A 14,709-nucleotide genomic window follows, 5' to 3' on the forward strand; every position below is an offset into this window, starting at 1 on the left:
GCTTAGACGGCCGGACCCAGGGGGGTGATCGTCGGTGGGTGTTCCGGGTCCGGAACCTGGTCGCTCCAGCCACCCGGGACGCTGCGGCCCTGCTGTTCGCGGAACCGGACCGGGGCGGCGCCGACCCGGCGGGCGAAGAGGCGGGAGAAGTACGCCGGGTCGTCGTAGCCCACGCGTCGGGCGACCGCGGCGACCGGCAGGTCGGTGGCGGCGAGGAGCTCCTTGGCGCGGCCGAGCCGGATGCCGAGGAGGTAGTCCTTCGGGCTGCAGCCCGCGCCCCGCCGTACCGCCGTGCGCAGTTCGGCGGGTGTCATTCCGTGCCGGGCCGCGTGCTCGGCCACGGAGAGCGGCTGGAAGGCGTCGCGGGCAAGGGCCTGCAGGACCGGGTCGCCGTCGGGGCTGACATCGGCGCGGGCCCGGCGCAGGGCGACGAGGAGTTCATGGACGGCGGCGCCGGTCTCGACCTCCAGCAGCGGGTTGCCGCGCCGTGCCGCCCGCACCATCCGCCCCACCGCTGCGCGCGGGCCCGCCGTGTCGGCGAGCGGGACGAGCGGGCGGTCGGGCTCGATGTAGCCGAGCTCGGTGTACGTGGTGGTGGCGGGGCCGGTGAAGTCGACGAAGCTCTCGTCCCAGCCGGTGCCCGGATCGGCGCCGTAGTGGTGCGGGGTGCCGGGGGTCAGCCAGATCAGGCTGGGTGCGACGACGGGCACCCGGCGGCCGTCGGAGCCGCTGAACCAGCCGCTGCCGGAGTTGATGACGACGGCCACGTGGTGGTCCAGGGTGCGCGGGCCGACCGTCGGCAGGGCGCCGTGCTGCAGCCCCACGCCCAGGCAGACGAGGCCCAGCCGGTGGTGGAGCGGGCTGGGAGTGAAGAAGCGCATCCAGGTGTGGTACATCGGCCTTCCTTCCTCCCCTTTTTCTTCTGCGTCGGTCCGAACGATTCGCGTCCGAACAATTGTGTCCAAACAGCAGTGATCTTTGTCCATGGACCGGCCGCACGCCAGGGGGCGAGGGTTGGCTGCAACATTCCTCCCGGGTTCGCCCGCTCCGTGGTGCGTGCCGTCGTGCGACCCCTGGGCGGCGCGGCCCCGGGGGACCGCACGCACAGGAGAGTACGAACACGATGGCTGACTTCACCGTGGGGGACGACCACTTCCGGCTCGACGGGAAGCCCGTACGGCTGCTGTCGGGGGCCCTGCACTATTTCCGGGTCCACGAGGTGCAGTGGGACCACCGGCTGTCGATGCTGCGCGCCATGGGTCTCAACTGTGTCGAGACATATGTGCCGTGGAATCTCCATGAGCCGCAGCCCGGCCGCTTCCGGGACGTGGCGGCGCTGGGCCGGTTTCTGGACGCGGCGCAGCGGGCCGGGCTGTGGGCGATCGTCCGTCCGGGACCGTACATCTGTGCCGAGTGGGAGAACGGCGGTCTGCCTGCCTGGGTGACGGGGCGGTTCGGGCGACGGGTGCGGACCCGTGACGAGGGGTATCTGAGTGCCGTGGAGCGGTGGTTCACGGCACTGCTGCCGCAGGTGGTGCAGCGGCAGATCGGGCGCGGCGGCCCGGTGATCATGGTCCAGGCGGAGAACGAGTACGGGAGCTACGGCACCGATCGGGTCTATCTGCAGCGGGTGGCCGGAATACTGCGGGAGCGCGGGGTGACCGTGCCGCTGTTCACCTCCGACGGGCCGGAGGACCACATGTTCACCGGCGGCTCCGTGCCGGGGCTGCTCGCCACGGCGAACTTCGGGTCGGGTGCGCGGGAGGCGTTCGAGGTGCTGCGCCGCCATCAGCCGAAGGGGCCGCTGATGTGCATGGAGTTCTGGTGCGGGTGGTTCGATCACTGGGGTGCCGAGCCGGTGGTACGGGATCCGGCGGAGGCTGCGGAGGCCCTGCGGGAGATTCTGGAGTGCGGGGCGTCGGTGAATATCTACATGGCGCACGGGGGGACCAATTTTGCGGGCTGGGCGGGGGCGAACCGCTCGGGTCCGGTGCAGGACCAGGATCTTCAGCCGACGGTGACGTCGTACGACTACGATGCGCCGATCGACGAGTACGGGCGGCCGACGGAGAAGTTCTGGCTGTTCCGGAAGGTCCTTGCGGAGTTTGCGGACGGTCCGCTTCCGGAGCTGCCGCCGGAGCCGGTCGGGCCCCCGGCGCCGGTGCGGGCGGAGCTGACCGAGTGGGCGCCCCTGTCGGTGGCCCTGGAGGTGCTGGGCGACCCGGAATGGGCGGAATCCGGTGTTCCGCCGACGTTCGAGGAGCTGGGCGTGGACCGGGGCCTGGTGCGGTACGAGGTCACCGTTCCGGGCTTGCGGCGCCCGTATGCGCTGGGTGTGTCCGGGCTCCGGGACCGTGCGGTGGTGTATGTGAACGGCGTCCGGCAAGGTGTGCTGAGCGGCGAGAGCCCCACCCTCGACGAGCCGGTGGCCGGGCCCGCGGAGGTCGAACTGTGGGTGGAGTCGCTGGGCCGGGTCAATTACGGGCCGCGGCTGGGTGAGCCGAAGGGCATCACGGGCGGCATCCTGCACGAGCGGCAGTATCTGCACGGGGTACGGGCGCGGGGGCTGCGGCTGGCCGCTTTCGAGGAGCCGGGTGCGGTGGACGCGGTGCCTTTCGGGGGGGTCGCCGAGAGGGGCCGTGCCGGGCTGTACCGGGGTTCGTTCGAGTCGGCGGAGTCGGGACTCCCGGGTCTTTTGGATCACGCGGGGCTCGAACTGCCGGGCTGGACACGTGGGTTCGTCTGGGTGAACGGTTTCTGTCTGGGCCGGTACTGGTCAGCGGGTCCACAGCGGACGCTGTATGTGCCGGGTCCGGTGCTGCGGGAGGGCGTCAACGAAGTATGGGTGCTGGAGGTGGAGGGCGCCGGGGATCCGTGGGTGGAGCTGGGCCCGGGTGTGCCCGTCCGGACGGGCACACCCGGGGGTGCTCAGAGCTGATCGGCGGGGCCGGTCGGGGCCTGGGTCAGAGCGTGGCCGCCGCGGAGGCGATGTCGGCGGCGAACGTCGAGACCTCGCTGTACACACCGGGGTAGCCGGGCTCGGCGCAGCCCTGGCCCCAGCTGACGATGCCCACCTGGATCCAGGCTCCGGCGTTGTCCTTGCGGAACATGGGGCCGCCGGAGTCACCCTGGCAGGTGTCCACGCCGCCCGTGTCGATCAGCCCGGCGCAGATCTCGTCACCGGGGACGAGGTCGCTGCCGTACGCGCCCTGGCAGTCGGCGTCGGAGACGAACGGCACGGTGGCCTTCAGCAGATACCGCTGCTGGCCGCCGCCCTCGGTGGCGGCTCCCCAGCCGGCGATGGTGAAGGTGCCGTTGTTGTAGGCGGTGTCGGTGGCGATCTTCAGGGTCGGCAGGTCGATGGGCTTGGCGAGCTTGATCAGCGCCCAGTCCTTGCCCTTGCCCGTGTAGCCGGGGGCCTGGAGGACCTTGGTGGACTTGACCTTGATCGCGCTGGACGACTGGAGGTCGACGACGCCCGCGGTGGCGGTGATGGAGGTGTTGTTGCCCGAACCGTCCACACAGTGCGCGGCGGTGAGGACGATGTCCTTGGCGTAGAGAGCGCCGCCACAGCCCATCGACAGCCGGACCATGAACGGGAATTCACCCTGGGCGGCGCGGGTTCCGCCGACGACCGGGGTGGGGGCCGCGGACGCTCCGGCGGGCTGGAGGCTGACGGCCGCGAGGACCACGGCGGCTATGACGGAGCATCTCTTCACGGCACGCAGAAGCTGCTTCAACGGACTGCCTTCTTTCGTGGGGGGTTCTTGTGGGGGGTTCTGTGGGGGTTGTACGTGGGGGTTGTACGTGGGGTACGTGCCCTCGCCCGGGTCCTGGCCACGGGCACTGAAGCCCCGATGGTCATGCCCCCGACAAAGACATGATTCGGATTATCGGGAAATGATCACGGCCCCCACAAGGTTCACTTTTCGGCCAAGATCACTTACGTCGTTGCGGCTACAGTGGAGGCCGGTCGAGCGTCGCGCACGGAGCGGGGGCGGGGACGTGACGGACAGCAGCCGGAACAACAACCAGGACCACGGCCGGGGCGGCGGAAGTCCGGTCGTCCACGGCTTCCCTCATCTCGACACCGTCCGGTCCGCGATCACGGCGCTGTACCGGAGGCTGTCGTACGACGGTGTCCGCGGTTACGCCATGAGCCTCGCCCCCGCCGACGCCGCCTTCTCCGACCAGGACGATCTGTACCTCGGCGCCCAGCGGGTGGCGCGGGCCATGGTCCAGCATCTGCATCTGCCGGACGCCCGCATGATCGTCGGCTTCCGGGCCATGGAACACGCCGCCGCTGTCGAACTCGCCGCGGGGCCCGAGTACTTCATCGAACTCAACGACCGCTTCCGCACCCATCGCAGGGACATCGGCGCCGCGCTCTCGCACGAGGTCATGCATGTGCTGCTGCACCGCCTCGGCCTGGAGTTCCCCGGTACGCGCGACAACGAGATCCTCACCGACACCGCGACGACGTATCTGGGCGCGGGCTGGCTGCTGCTGGACGCCTTCCGTGAGGACGCCGTCTCCAGCCAGAAGCTCGGCTATCTCACCCCGGAGGAATTCGGATACGTCCTCGCCAAGCGGGCGTTGGCCTTCGACGAGGATCCCTCCCCGTGGTTCACGAGTCCGCAGGCGTACACGGCGTACACGAAGGGGCGCGCACAGGCCCTCCACGACACCCGGCAGCCGCCCCTCGCGGCCGCCGGCTGGGCGGGCCGTCACCGCTACGCCAAGGACCGGCGGTACGCCCAGGACCATCCGGGTGCGGGGGCGGCCCCGGGCCCCGATGCCCCGTACGCCTTCGAGAACGGCCCGCAAGGACTCCGGGTCTCCTTCGCCTGCCCCACCTGCCACCAGCGCATCCGCGTTCCGGTACGCGGCCGGGTGCGGGCCCGGTGCGGGTTGTGCCGGACAGTCCTGGACTGCAGTACCTGAAGCAACCGGGGGCTCCGCCCCCCGGACCCCCGCTCCTCAACCGCCGGAAGGGCTGGATTTCACCCCGTATACCGGCTGTGCCGACTCCGCCTGCGACAGCAGCTTCCGCGCCGCCTCCCCCGCGTCCGCCGGCACCCACCGCGCGCCCCGGTCCGCGGTGGGACCGGGGCGCCAGCCCTCCATGACCGTGATCCGGCCGGCCTCCGCCTCGAAGACCCGCCCGGTCACCCCGTCGCTCGCGGCCGAGCCGAGCCACACCAGCAGCGGGGACACATTCTCCGGGGCCATCGCGTCGAACTCCCCCTCCCCCGGCGCCGCCATCGTCTCCGCGAACGTCTGCTCGGTCATCCGGGTCCGGGCCGCCGGGGCGATCGCGTTGACCTGGACCCCGTACCGCCCCATCTCCGCGGCCGCGACAAGCGTCAGGCCCACGATGCCCGCCTTCGCGGCGGCGTAGTTGCCCTGTCCGACGCTCCCGAGCAGCCCAGCGCCGGAGCTGGTGTTGACCACCCGGGCGACGGGGGTGCGGCCCGCCCTGGTCTCGGCCCGCCAGTGCGCCGCCGCGTGTTTCAGCGTCAGGAAGTGGCCCTTGAGGTGGACGCGCATCACTGCGTCCCAGTCGTCCTCGTCCAGGTTGACGAGCATCCGGTCGCGCAGGAAGCCCGCGTTGTTGACCAGCGTGTCCAGTCGCCCGTAGGTGTCCAGCGCGGCCCCGATCAGCGAGGCCGCGCCCACCCCGGTCGCGATGTCACCGCCGTGGGCCACCGCCTCCCCGCCCGCCGCCACGATCTCGTCGACCACCTGCCGGGCCGGCCCGGGGGACGCCCCGCCGGCCCCGTCGAGTCCGACGCCCAGGTCGTTGACGACGACCTTCGCCCCCTCGGCGGCGAACGCGAGCGCATGGGCCCGGCCCAGCCCCCGCCCGGCCCCCGTCACGATCACCACACGGCCCGCACAGAGCCCCGCGCCGTGTCCGTCACTGCTTGCGGTCATCACACACTCCTTGTTGGCGATGCAGGGGCAGGCTGCTACCTTCCACACCTAACAAATGTTTGGTGGAAAGGTAGCTGATTCGCCCATGGGTGTCTCCACCGCAAGTCCCGGCAAGGGCATCTCCCTCGTCACGGTCGACTACCCGCCCGTCAACGCGCTCCCCGTACAGGGCTGGTACGACCTCGCCGACGCCCTCCGTGCCGCGGGCCGTGATCCCGAGGTCCGCTGTGTCGTGCTGGCCGCCGCCGGACGTGGGTTCAACGCCGGCGTCGACATCAAGGAGATGCAGCGCGACAGCGGGCACGCCGCCCTGATCGGCGCCAACCGCGGCTGCTACGAAGCGTTTTCGGCCGTGTACGAGTGCGAGGTCCCGGTCGTCGCCGCGGTGAACGGCTTCTGCCTCGGCGGCGGCATCGGCCTCGTCGGCAACGCGGACGCGATCGTGGCGAGCGACGACGCGACATTCGGCCTGCCCGAGCTGGACCGGGGCGCGCTCGGCGCCGCGACCCATCTCGCCCGGCTCGTGCCGCAGCACCTGATGCGCGCGCTGTACTACACCTCGCGCACCGCCACCGCCGCCGAACTGCACGCCCACGGCTCGGTCTGGAAGGTCGTACCGCGCGATGAACTCCATGACACCGCACTGGAGTTGGCGGGCGAGATCGCCCGCAAGGACGGGTATCTGATCCGGCTGGCGAAGGCCGCCATCAACGGCATCGACCCGGTGGACGTACGCCGCAGCTACCGCTTCGAGCAGGGCTTCACCTTCGAGGCCAACCTCAGCGGTGTCGCCGACCGCGTCCGCGACACCTTCGGCAAGGAGGCATGACAGTGACCGACAAGACCATGACGGCCGACGAGGTCGTCTCCCGGCTCAGCAGCGGGATGACGATCGGCATCGGCGGCTGGGGCTCGCGCCGCAAGCCGATGGCGCTGGTGCGGGCGCTGCTCCGTTCCGGGATCACCGATCTCACCGTGGTCTCGTACGGCGGCCCCGACGTCGGCCTGCTCGCCGCCGCCGGCAAGATCCGCAAACTGGTCGCGGCCTTCGCCACACTCGACTCGATCCCGCTCGAACCCCACTTCAGGGCGGCCCGCCAGCGCGGCGCGTTCGAGCTGATGGAAGTCGACGAGGCCATGTTCATGTGGGGGCTGCACGCCGCCGCGAACCGGCTGCCGTTCCTCCCCGTCCGCGCCGGTATCGGTTCGGACGTGATGCGGGTCAACCCGGGCCTGCGTACGGTCACTTCGCCGTACGCGGACGGCGAGGAGTTCGTCGCGATGCCGGCCCTGCGGATGGACGCGGCGCTGGTCCACATGAACCGCGCCGACCGGTTCGGCAACGGCCAGTACCTCGGCCCCGACCCGTACTTCGACGACCTGTTCTGCGAGGCCGCCGACACTGCGTACGTCTCCTGCGAACGCCTCGTGGAGACCGCCGAGTTGACCGAGAAGGCCGCCCCACAGACCCTTCTCGTCAAACGGCACTCCGTCACCGGTGTCGTCGAGACCCCGAACGGCGCGCACTTCACCTCCTGCGTCCCCGACCACCCGCGCGACGAGGCGTTCCAGAAGGCGTACGCGACCGCGGCCGCCGACCCCGACGCCTGGGCGGCCTTCAGCGACCGCTTCCTGCCCGCGGACGGCAACGAGAAGAGCTACCGGTCGGCCGTCCAGACCTGGCACGAGGAGCAGAAGTGAGCAACCGGATCGTGACCCGGGCCGAGTACTGCGTGATCGCCTGCGCCGATGCCTGGCGCGACAACGGGGAGGTGCTCGCCAGCCCGATGGGAATCGTCCCGTCCGTCGGCGCCCGGCTCGCCAGGCGCACCTTCTCGCCCGATCTGCTGCTCACCGACGGCGAGGCGCTGATCGTCGGCCCGGACGGCACGACGGAGGGCTGGCTGCCGTACCGCCAGCACCTCACCATGGTCACGGGCGGCAGGCGCCACGTGATGATGGGGGCGAGCCAGATCGACCGGTACGGCAACCAGAACATCTCCTGTATCGGCGACTGGGAACAGCCCGCCCGTCAGCTCCTCGGCGTACGCGGCGCCCCGGTCAACACCCTGAACAACCCGGTCAGTTACTGGGTTCCCAAGCACTCCACCCGGGTGTTCGTCGAGCGCGTCGACATGATCAGCGGGGTGGGTTACGACAGTGCCGCGGCGGCCGGTCCGTCGGCGACCCGTTACCACCGCATCCCGCGCGTCGTCACCGATCTCGGCGTCCTCGACTTCGCGACCCCGGACCGCTCGATGCGCCTCGCCTCGCTGCACCCCGGCGTCACCGTCGACGAGGTCCGCGAGGCCACCGGCTTCGCGCTCACGATCGCGGACGACGTCCCGTACACCCGGGAGCCGACCGCCGAGGAGCTGGGGCTGATCCGCGAGGTCATCGACCCGAAGGGCACCCGGAACCGCGAGGTCAGGGTCTGATGCGGACCGCTCTCACGGACCTCGTCGGCGTCCGCCACCCCATCGTCCAGACCGGCATGGGCTGGGTCGCGGGCCCCCGGCTGGTCTCCGCCACGGCCCGGGCCGGTGCGCTCGGCATCCTGGCCTCCGCGACGATGACCGTGGAGCAGCTGCGGGCAGCGGTACGGGAGGTCAAGTCCCGTACGGACGAGCCGTTCGGCGTCAATCTGCGCGCCGACGCCGGTGATGCGCGCGAGCGGGTACGGATCATCGTCGACGAGGGCGTGAAGGTGGCGTCCTTCGCGCTGGCCCCCTCGAAGGAACTCATCGCCGAGCTGAAGGACGCGGGCGTGGTCGTGATCCCGTCGATCGGTGCCCGGCGCCATGCCGAGAAGGTCGCGGCGTGGGGCGCGGACGCGGTGATCGTGCAGGGCGGCGAGGGCGGCGGGCACACCGGTGATGTGGCAACCACCGTGCTGCTGCCCCAGGTTGTCGACGCGGTGGACATCCCGGTGATCGCGGCGGGCGGCTTCCACGACGGCCGGGGCCTGGTCGCCGCACTGGCGTACGGGGCGGCGGGCATCGCGATGGGTACGCGGTTCCTGCTGACGTCGGACTCGACCGTGCCGGACGCGGTGAAGGCCCGCTATCTGGCGGCGGGCGTCAAGGACGTCACGGTCACCACGGCGGTGGACGGGCTCCCGCACCGGATGCTGCGTACGGAGATGGTCGCCGCGCTGGAGAACGCGGGCCGGGCCCGGGCGCTGGGCCAGGCGGTGCGCCGGGCGGCGGGCTTCAAGCGGATCTCCGGGATCGGCTGGTCCCGGATGGTGCGCGACGGTCTCGCGATGAAACACGGCAAGGACCTGTCCTGGAGCCAGGTCCTGCTGGCCGCCAACACCCCGATGCTCCTGAAGGCGTCCATGGTCGACGGCCGCACGGATCTGGGCGTGATGGCATCGGGCCAGGTGGCGGGCCTGATCGAGGACCTGCCCAGTTGCGCGGAGCTGGTGGAACGGGTGATGGCGGAGGCCTGTGCGGCGCTGGGTGCGGTGACGGGCACCTTGAGCCCGTCCCGCGATTGAGAACCGGGGTGCGGGGGCAATTCAAGCCCAGGTCCGCCCGGTTGCCGTCTTGTTTTCCATCTCCCCCATAGCCTGAAGGGCATGGGAGGGACCCCCTCGACGGGCTTGAAATGGCCGGCGTTCGAGGACGGAGCGGTGACCAGACGAATCCGGTCACCGCACGTCATCCGTACCGCTACGCGGCCCTGCGGCCACGCCCCGCCGCCGCGCCACCGCGTCCGGCCCCGGAACGCCCGGCACCGGCACCGCGTGCCTCACCGTTGCCACGGCCGCCACCGGCACTGGAACCGGCGCCGGCGCCACGAGCCGAGCCGGGCGCACCCGTGCCACGGGAAGAGCTGCCCGTCCCACGGGCCTCGCCGCCGCCCTGCCCGGCGCCACCGCGCCGGCCCCGGCCGCGGCTGCCCGAGCGGAAGCCCGCGCCGCCACCCGCTGCAGCCCCGCCCGACCGCGTGCGCGGCTTCGGCGGGGTCGGCTGCGGGACCTCGATGACGATCGCGACACCGGACGGCTCACGGGCCCCGGTGATCCGGGTGAGCTCCTCGTCGCTGGACTTGATCCGGGTGGTCCGCGGAGCAATGCCCGCATCGGCCATCAGCCGGGTCATCTCCCGCTTCTCCTCGGGCAGCACCAGGGTGACGACGCTGCCGGACTCCCCGGCACGCGCCGTGCGCCCGCCGCGGTGGAGGTAGTCCTTGTGGTCGGTCGGCGGGTCCACGTTCACCACCAGGTCGAGGTCGTCGACATGGATGCCGCGCGCCGCCACATTCGTCGCGACGAGCGCGGTGACCTGGCCGTTCTTGAACTGGTCCAGCGTCCGGTTGCGCTGCGGCTGCGAGCGCCCGCCGTGCAGGGCGGCAGCCCTCACACCGCTGGCGAGCAGCCGCTTGGCGAAGCGGTCGGCGGCACGCTTGGTGTCCACGAACATGATCACCCGGCCGTCGCGGGCGGCGATCCTGGTGGCGACGGCCTTCTTGTCGGTCTCGTCGGCCACGTGCAGCACATGGTGCTCCATGGTGGTGACCGCGCCCGCGGACGGGTCGACGGAGTGCACGACGGGGTCGGTCAGGAACATCTTGACCAGCCGGTCGATGTTCTTGTCGAGCGTCGCGGAGAAGAGCATCCGCTGACCGTCCGGCTCGACCTGCTTGAGCAGGGCGACGACCTGCGGCATGAAGCCCATGTCGGCCATCTGGTCGGCCTCGTCGAGGACGGTGATGGCGACCTGGTCGAGGCGGCAGTCGCCGCGCTCGATGAGGTCCTTCAGCCGTCCGGGCGTGGCGACGAGCACCTCGGCGCCGCGGCGCAGCGTGCCGGACTGCTTGCTGATCGACATGCCGCCGACGACGGTGGCCAGGCGCAGGTTCACGGACGTCGCGTACGGCGTCAGCGCGTCGGTGACCTGCTGGGCGAGCTCACGGGTCGGGACGAGGACCAGCGCGAGCGGGGCGCGCGGCTCGGCGCGCCGTCCGCCGGTGCGGGCCAGCAGCGCGAGGCCGAAGGCGAGGGTCTTGCCGGAGCCGGTGCGGCCGCGGCCGAGGATGTCCCGGCCGGCGAGCGAGTTCGGCAGGGTGGCGCCCTGGATCGGGAACGGATCGGTGACGCCCTGCGCGGCAAGGGTCTTCAGCAGGGCTGCGGGCATGTCCAGCTCGGCGAACGCCTCGACGGCGGGCAGTGCGGGGGTCATGGTTTCGGGCAGGGCGAATTCGCCCTGCGGCGGCGTGGCCCTGCGACGGGGCGACGCCTTGCCGGATCCCTTGCCGGAACCCTTAGCGGTTGCCTGTGCCGGGGCCGTGCCGCGCCCCCTCGACGGGCGGTTGCGGGCGGGTCGGTCCTGGCGTTCGGAGCGGGTCATACGGAATTGCCCTCCTGGGGGATTCCTGAGGATTCCTAGGGGATTCCTGGGAACTGCGCGGAACTTGCTGGGAAGCGCTGCGGGACGGCGCACTTCTTCGCCATGTCCCGGGGACAGCACAAGCCGGGACCCGCACCTTCACGGTGCGGGCCCCGGCTGCGAGGTACGCGTCCGGCAATTAGGCCGGGACGATGTTCTCCGCCTGCGGGCCCTTCTGGCCCTGCGTGACGTCGAAGGAGACCTTCTGGCCCTCCTGGAGCTCACGGAAGCCCGAGGTGGCGATGTTGGAGTAGTGGGCGAAGACGTCGGCACCGCCGCCGTCCTGCTCGATGAAGCCGAAGCCCTTTTCCGAGTTGAACCACTTCACGGTTCCAGTAGCCATGTCATTCTCCTAAAAGAGGTGCAGTGCCGGAAATCCGCACTTTACGAATTCCAAGTCGCCGCATTGAGCCCCATCCGGAGAAAGCCGGAAAACAATAATGCGCCTGAGGAAGCATTCCCGTCAGGCGCACATAAAGTTCATGGGTACCAAAACTGCAACTCGGCAACCGTAGCACGTTCTGCCGACCGGCGGTGGGACACGCCGCGCCGCCGGCCGGCGAATTTTTTGCCCGAGCCCTTGGGATCACTGGCCCGTCCCCGGCCCGGAGCGATCTGAGAACGTCGCGAAAATCGTTCCCGGGGCCTGTGCCGGAGCTGCGCGGCAGCCGGGTCGAGGGCCTGGCCGGGGGCGTGTCGGGGGTCAGAGCCGTTCGATGATCGTCACATTCGCCTGACCGCCGCCCTCGCACATGGTCTGCAGCCCGTAGCGGCCGCCGGTGCGCTCCAGCTCGTGCAGCAGTGTCGTCATCAATTTTGTACCGGTTGCGCCGAGCGGGTGGCCCAGGGCGATCGCGCCGCCGTTGACGTTGACCTTGTCCGGGTCGGCTCCGGTCTCCTTCAGCCAGGCAAGTACGACCGGGGCGAATGCCTCGTTGATCTCGACCAGGTCGATGTCGTCGATGGTCATTCCGGCTTTTTTGAGCGCGTATGCCGTGGCCGGGATCGGCGCCGACAGCATGCGGATCGGGTCCTCGCCGCGCACCGAGAGGTGGTGGATGCGGGCGCGCGGGGTGAGGCCGTGCTCGGCCACGGCGCGCTCGGAGGCGATGAGCATGGCGGCGGCTCCGTCGGAGACCTGCGAGGAGCAGGCGGCGGTGATCGTGCCGCCGTCCAGGACCGGCTTGAGGCCCGCCATCTTCTCCAGGGTGGTGTCGCGGCGTGGCCCCTCGTCGGTGGTGACGTCACCGTAGGCGACGGTCTCACGCGCGAAGCGGCCCTCGTCGATGGCGCGGATCGCGCGCCGGTGGGAACGGAGAGCGAACTCCTCCATGTCCAGGCGGCTGATGCCCCACTTCTCGGCGATCAGCTGGGCGCCGTGGAACTGGTTGACCGGTGCGTCGCCGTACCGGGCGCGCCAGCCCTCGCTGCCGGCGTACGGGCCGTCCGTCAGGCCCAGGGGCTCGGCGGCCTGACGGGAGGCGAAGGCGATCGGGATCTGCGTCATGTTCTGGGTGCCGCCCGCGACGACGAGGTCCTGGGTGCCGGACAGGACGCCCTGGGCGGCGAAGTGCACGGCCTGCTGGGAGGAGCCGCACTGGCGGTCGACGGTGACGCCGGGGACCTCCTCGGGCAGTCCGGCCGCCAGCCAGCAGGTGCGGGCGATGTCACCGGCCTGCGGTCCGACGGTGTCGAGGCAGCCGAAGACCACGTCCTCGACGGCCGCCGGGTCGATTCCGGTCCGCTCGACGAGGGCCTTGATGACATGGGCGCCGAGGTCGGCGGGGTGGACCGGGCCGAGTCCTCCCTTGCGCCGGCCGACCGGAGTGCGTACCGCTTCGACTATGTATGCCTCGGCCATGACTGCCGCTCCTTGGGTGGGTTAGGTGTCGAGGGCGATGCCGTCCAGGACCATCGAGAGGTACTGGCGGGCGATCTCCTCGGGGCTGTGCTGTCCGCCGGGCCGGTACCAGGACGCCGCGACCCAGACGGTGTCGCGGACGAAGCGGTAGGTGAGGCGGATGTCGAGGTCGGCGCGGAAGGTCTTGTCGGCGACGCCGCGTTCCAGCGTGCCGAGCCAGGCCTTCTCGAACTTCTGCTGGGAGTCGACGAGGTACTGGAAGCGCGGCTGGGTGGCCAGGTGCTTGGACTCCTTCTGGTAGATGGCGACGGCGGCGCGGTGCCGGTCGATCTCCCGGAAGGACTCGGTGACGAGGGCCTCGATGGTCTCCCGGGGCCCGAGTCCGGCGGCGAGCACCGCGTCGTACCCCTCCCAGAGTTCGGTGAGGAAGGTCGAGAGGATTTCGTCGATCATCGATTCCTTGGAATCGAAGTGGTAGTAGAGGCTGCCCGCGAGCATCCCGGCCGCGTCCGCGATCTTGCGGACGGTGGTGGCGTTGTATCCCTGCGCGGCGAACACCTCGGCGGCGGTGGCGAGCAGTTCGCGGCGACGCTCGGGTGAGGGGGTCACCTGGGGGTTCTTCTTGGTAGGCACCCGCCCATTCTCCGCCCGGCCGTCCTCCCGTCAGGCATGCCGGTTGCTGACGGAGACGACCTCACCCGTCATGTACGAGGAGTAGCCGCTGGCGAGGAAGACGATGACGTTGGCGATCTCCCACGGCTCGGCGTAGCGGCCGAAGGCCTCCTTCTCGGTCAGTTCGTCGAGGAGTTCGGCGGAGGTGACCTTCACCAGGTGCGGGTGCATGGCGAGGCTGGGGGCGACGGCGTTGACACGTACGCCGTACTCGGCGGCCTCGATCGCGGCGCACCGGGTGAGGGCCATGACGCCCGCCTTGGCGGCGGCGTAGTGGGCCTGGCCGCTCTGGGCACGCCAGCCGACGACGGAGGCGTTGTTGACGACGACGCCGCCGCGGCCCGCCGCCTTGAGTGAGCGCAGGGCGGCCCGGGTGCAGCGGAAGGTGCCGTTCAGGGTGACGTCGAGGACCCTGGTCCACTGTTCGTCGGTCATCTCGGTGAGTTCGGCGGTACCGCCGAGGCCGGCGTTGTTGACGACGATGTCGAGGCCGCCGTGGGCCTGTTCGGCGAGCGCGAAGAGCGCCTGGACCTGGGTCTCGTCGGTGACGTCGCAGGGCAGTGACGCGACGCGGTCCACGCCGAACTCCTCGGCGAACGCCTGCTCGGTCTCCTTCAGCCGGCGGGCGTGTGCGTCGCCGATGACGATGCGGGCGCCCTCCTCAAGGAATTTGCGGGCCGTGGCGCCGCCGATTCCGGCGCCCGCGGCTGCGGTGACGACGGCGTTGCGGCCGGCCAGCAGGCCGTGTCCGGGTACGTACTGCGGTGCGCTCACGCCCGCGCCTCCTCGGTCTCGGCCCGCGGATCCTCGACGGTGCTCATGCTCGTACGTTAACCTACCAAA

14 protein-coding genes are annotated in these 14,709 nt (G+C 70.8%); 6 read left to right on the plus strand and 8 right to left on the minus strand.

The window, feature by feature from the left end; translation table 11 throughout:
- Positions 1-2: 2 nt before the first annotated feature.
- Entirely contained in the window at positions 3-896 is an 894-nt protein-coding gene (locus ACGFU7_RS01325; RefSeq protein WP_393691101.1) for a helix-turn-helix domain-containing protein, read from the minus strand.
- A gap of 227 nt (positions 897-1,123) precedes the next feature.
- On the opposite strand from ACGFU7_RS01325, the gene ACGFU7_RS01330 reads away from it, so the two are divergent.
- The gene (locus ACGFU7_RS01330) at positions 1,124-2,938 is read left to right on the plus strand and encodes a beta-galactosidase family protein (RefSeq protein WP_393691103.1); all 1,815 of its coding nucleotides are present in this window, start codon (positions 1,124-1,126) and stop codon (positions 2,936-2,938) included.
- A gap of 25 nt (positions 2,939-2,963) precedes the next feature.
- Here ACGFU7_RS01330 and ACGFU7_RS01335 read toward each other — a convergent pair whose 3' ends face one another.
- Positions 2,964-3,740, minus strand: coding sequence for a S1 family peptidase (locus ACGFU7_RS01335; protein WP_393691105.1), 777 nt, complete (start codon positions 3,738-3,740; stop codon positions 2,964-2,966).
- A 265-nt stretch (positions 3,741-4,005) separates the two neighbouring features.
- On the opposite strand from ACGFU7_RS01335, the gene ACGFU7_RS01340 reads away from it, so the two are divergent.
- Entirely contained in the window at positions 4,006-4,944 is a 939-nt protein-coding gene (locus ACGFU7_RS01340; protein WP_393691107.1) for a hypothetical protein, read from the plus strand.
- A gap of 36 nt (positions 4,945-4,980) precedes the next feature.
- On the opposite strand, the gene ACGFU7_RS01345 is transcribed toward ACGFU7_RS01340, so the two are convergent.
- Complete coding sequence (locus tag ACGFU7_RS01345) at positions 4,981-5,937, minus strand: SDR family oxidoreductase (RefSeq protein WP_393691109.1); 957 nt, start codon at positions 5,935-5,937, stop codon at positions 4,981-4,983.
- An 85-nt stretch (positions 5,938-6,022) separates the two neighbouring features.
- Between ACGFU7_RS01345 and ACGFU7_RS01350 the strand changes: the two genes are divergently transcribed.
- Genes ACGFU7_RS01350 through ACGFU7_RS01365 form a run of 4 tightly spaced genes read left to right on the plus strand, consistent with a single transcriptional unit; the run spans position 6,023 to position 9,439 of the window.
- On the plus strand, positions 6,023-6,766 hold the full coding sequence (locus ACGFU7_RS01350) for an enoyl-CoA hydratase family protein (protein ID WP_393691110.1): 744 nt from the start codon (positions 6,023-6,025) through the stop codon (positions 6,764-6,766).
- Entirely contained in the window at positions 6,763-7,638 is an 876-nt protein-coding gene (locus ACGFU7_RS01355) for a CoA transferase subunit A (protein ID WP_393691112.1), read from the plus strand. Before ACGFU7_RS01350 ends, ACGFU7_RS01355 begins: the two co-directional genes overlap by 4 nt.
- Positions 7,635-8,375, plus strand: a complete 741-nt coding sequence (locus ACGFU7_RS01360; protein WP_393691114.1) for a CoA-transferase subunit beta — start codon at positions 7,635-7,637, stop codon at positions 8,373-8,375. The genes ACGFU7_RS01355 and ACGFU7_RS01360 overlap by 4 nt, the downstream gene beginning before the upstream one ends.
- Positions 8,375-9,439, plus strand: a complete 1,065-nt coding sequence (locus tag ACGFU7_RS01365) for an NAD(P)H-dependent flavin oxidoreductase (protein ID WP_393691116.1) — start codon at positions 8,375-8,377, stop codon at positions 9,437-9,439. The genes ACGFU7_RS01360 and ACGFU7_RS01365 overlap by 1 nt, the downstream gene beginning before the upstream one ends.
- A gap of 175 nt (positions 9,440-9,614) precedes the next feature.
- Here ACGFU7_RS01365 and ACGFU7_RS01370 read toward each other — a convergent pair whose 3' ends face one another.
- The 5 genes from ACGFU7_RS01370 to ACGFU7_RS01390 all read right to left on the minus strand — a co-directional run bounded on the left by ACGFU7_RS01370 (position 9,615) and on the right by ACGFU7_RS01390 (position 14,640).
- Positions 9,615-11,294: a DEAD/DEAH box helicase gene (locus ACGFU7_RS01370; protein ID WP_393691118.1), complete on the minus strand. Its 1,680-nt coding sequence runs from the start codon at positions 11,292-11,294 to the stop codon at positions 9,615-9,617.
- A gap of 178 nt (positions 11,295-11,472) precedes the next feature.
- Complete coding sequence (locus ACGFU7_RS01375) at positions 11,473-11,676, minus strand: cold-shock protein (protein WP_003969786.1); 204 nt, start codon at positions 11,674-11,676, stop codon at positions 11,473-11,475.
- A gap of 360 nt (positions 11,677-12,036) precedes the next feature.
- Positions 12,037-13,194: an acetyl-CoA C-acetyltransferase gene (locus tag ACGFU7_RS01380; RefSeq protein WP_393691120.1), complete on the minus strand. Its 1,158-nt coding sequence runs from the start codon at positions 13,192-13,194 to the stop codon at positions 12,037-12,039.
- Positions 13,195-13,215: 21 nt separating this feature from the next.
- Positions 13,216-13,827, minus strand: a complete 612-nt coding sequence (locus ACGFU7_RS01385; protein ID WP_393691122.1) for a TetR/AcrR family transcriptional regulator — start codon at positions 13,825-13,827, stop codon at positions 13,216-13,218.
- Positions 13,828-13,857: 30 nt separating this feature from the next.
- Entirely contained in the window at positions 13,858-14,640 is a 783-nt protein-coding gene (locus ACGFU7_RS01390; RefSeq protein WP_393691123.1) for an SDR family oxidoreductase, read from the minus strand.
- Between the last annotated feature and the right edge of the window lie 69 nt (positions 14,641-14,709).

Origin of the sequence: Streptomyces sp. NPDC048473 (assembly GCF_043200155.1) — a bacterium.
Classification (GTDB): Bacteria; Actinomycetota; Actinomycetes; order Streptomycetales; family Streptomycetaceae; genus Streptomyces.

Excerpts from the sequence above, each read along its gene's own strand:
- ACGFU7_RS01325 (WP_393691101.1), bottom strand. The coding sequence starts at position 896 with ATGTACCACACCTGGATGCGCTTCTTCACTCCCAGCCCGCTCCACCAC.
- ACGFU7_RS01330 (WP_393691103.1), top strand. The coding sequence starts at position 1,124 with ATGGCTGACTTCACCGTGGGGGACGACCACTTCCGGCTCGACGGGAAG.
- ACGFU7_RS01345 (WP_393691109.1), bottom strand. The coding sequence starts at position 5,937 with ATGACCGCAAGCAGTGACGGACACGGCGCGGGGCTCTGTGCGGGCCGT.
- ACGFU7_RS01350 (WP_393691110.1), top strand. The coding sequence starts at position 6,023 with ATGGGTGTCTCCACCGCAAGTCCCGGCAAGGGCATCTCCCTCGTCACG.
- ACGFU7_RS01355 (WP_393691112.1), top strand. The coding sequence starts at position 6,763 with ATGACAGTGACCGACAAGACCATGACGGCCGACGAGGTCGTCTCCCGG.
- ACGFU7_RS01365 (WP_393691116.1), top strand. The coding sequence starts at position 8,375 with ATGCGGACCGCTCTCACGGACCTCGTCGGCGTCCGCCACCCCATCGTC.
- ACGFU7_RS01370 (WP_393691118.1), bottom strand. The coding sequence starts at position 11,294 with ATGACCCGCTCCGAACGCCAGGACCGACCCGCCCGCAACCGCCCGTCG.
- ACGFU7_RS01375 (WP_003969786.1), bottom strand. The coding sequence starts at position 11,676 with ATGGCTACTGGAACCGTGAAGTGGTTCAACTCGGAAAAGGGCTTCGGC.
- ACGFU7_RS01380 (WP_393691120.1), bottom strand. The coding sequence starts at position 13,194 with ATGGCCGAGGCATACATAGTCGAAGCGGTACGCACTCCGGTCGGCCGG.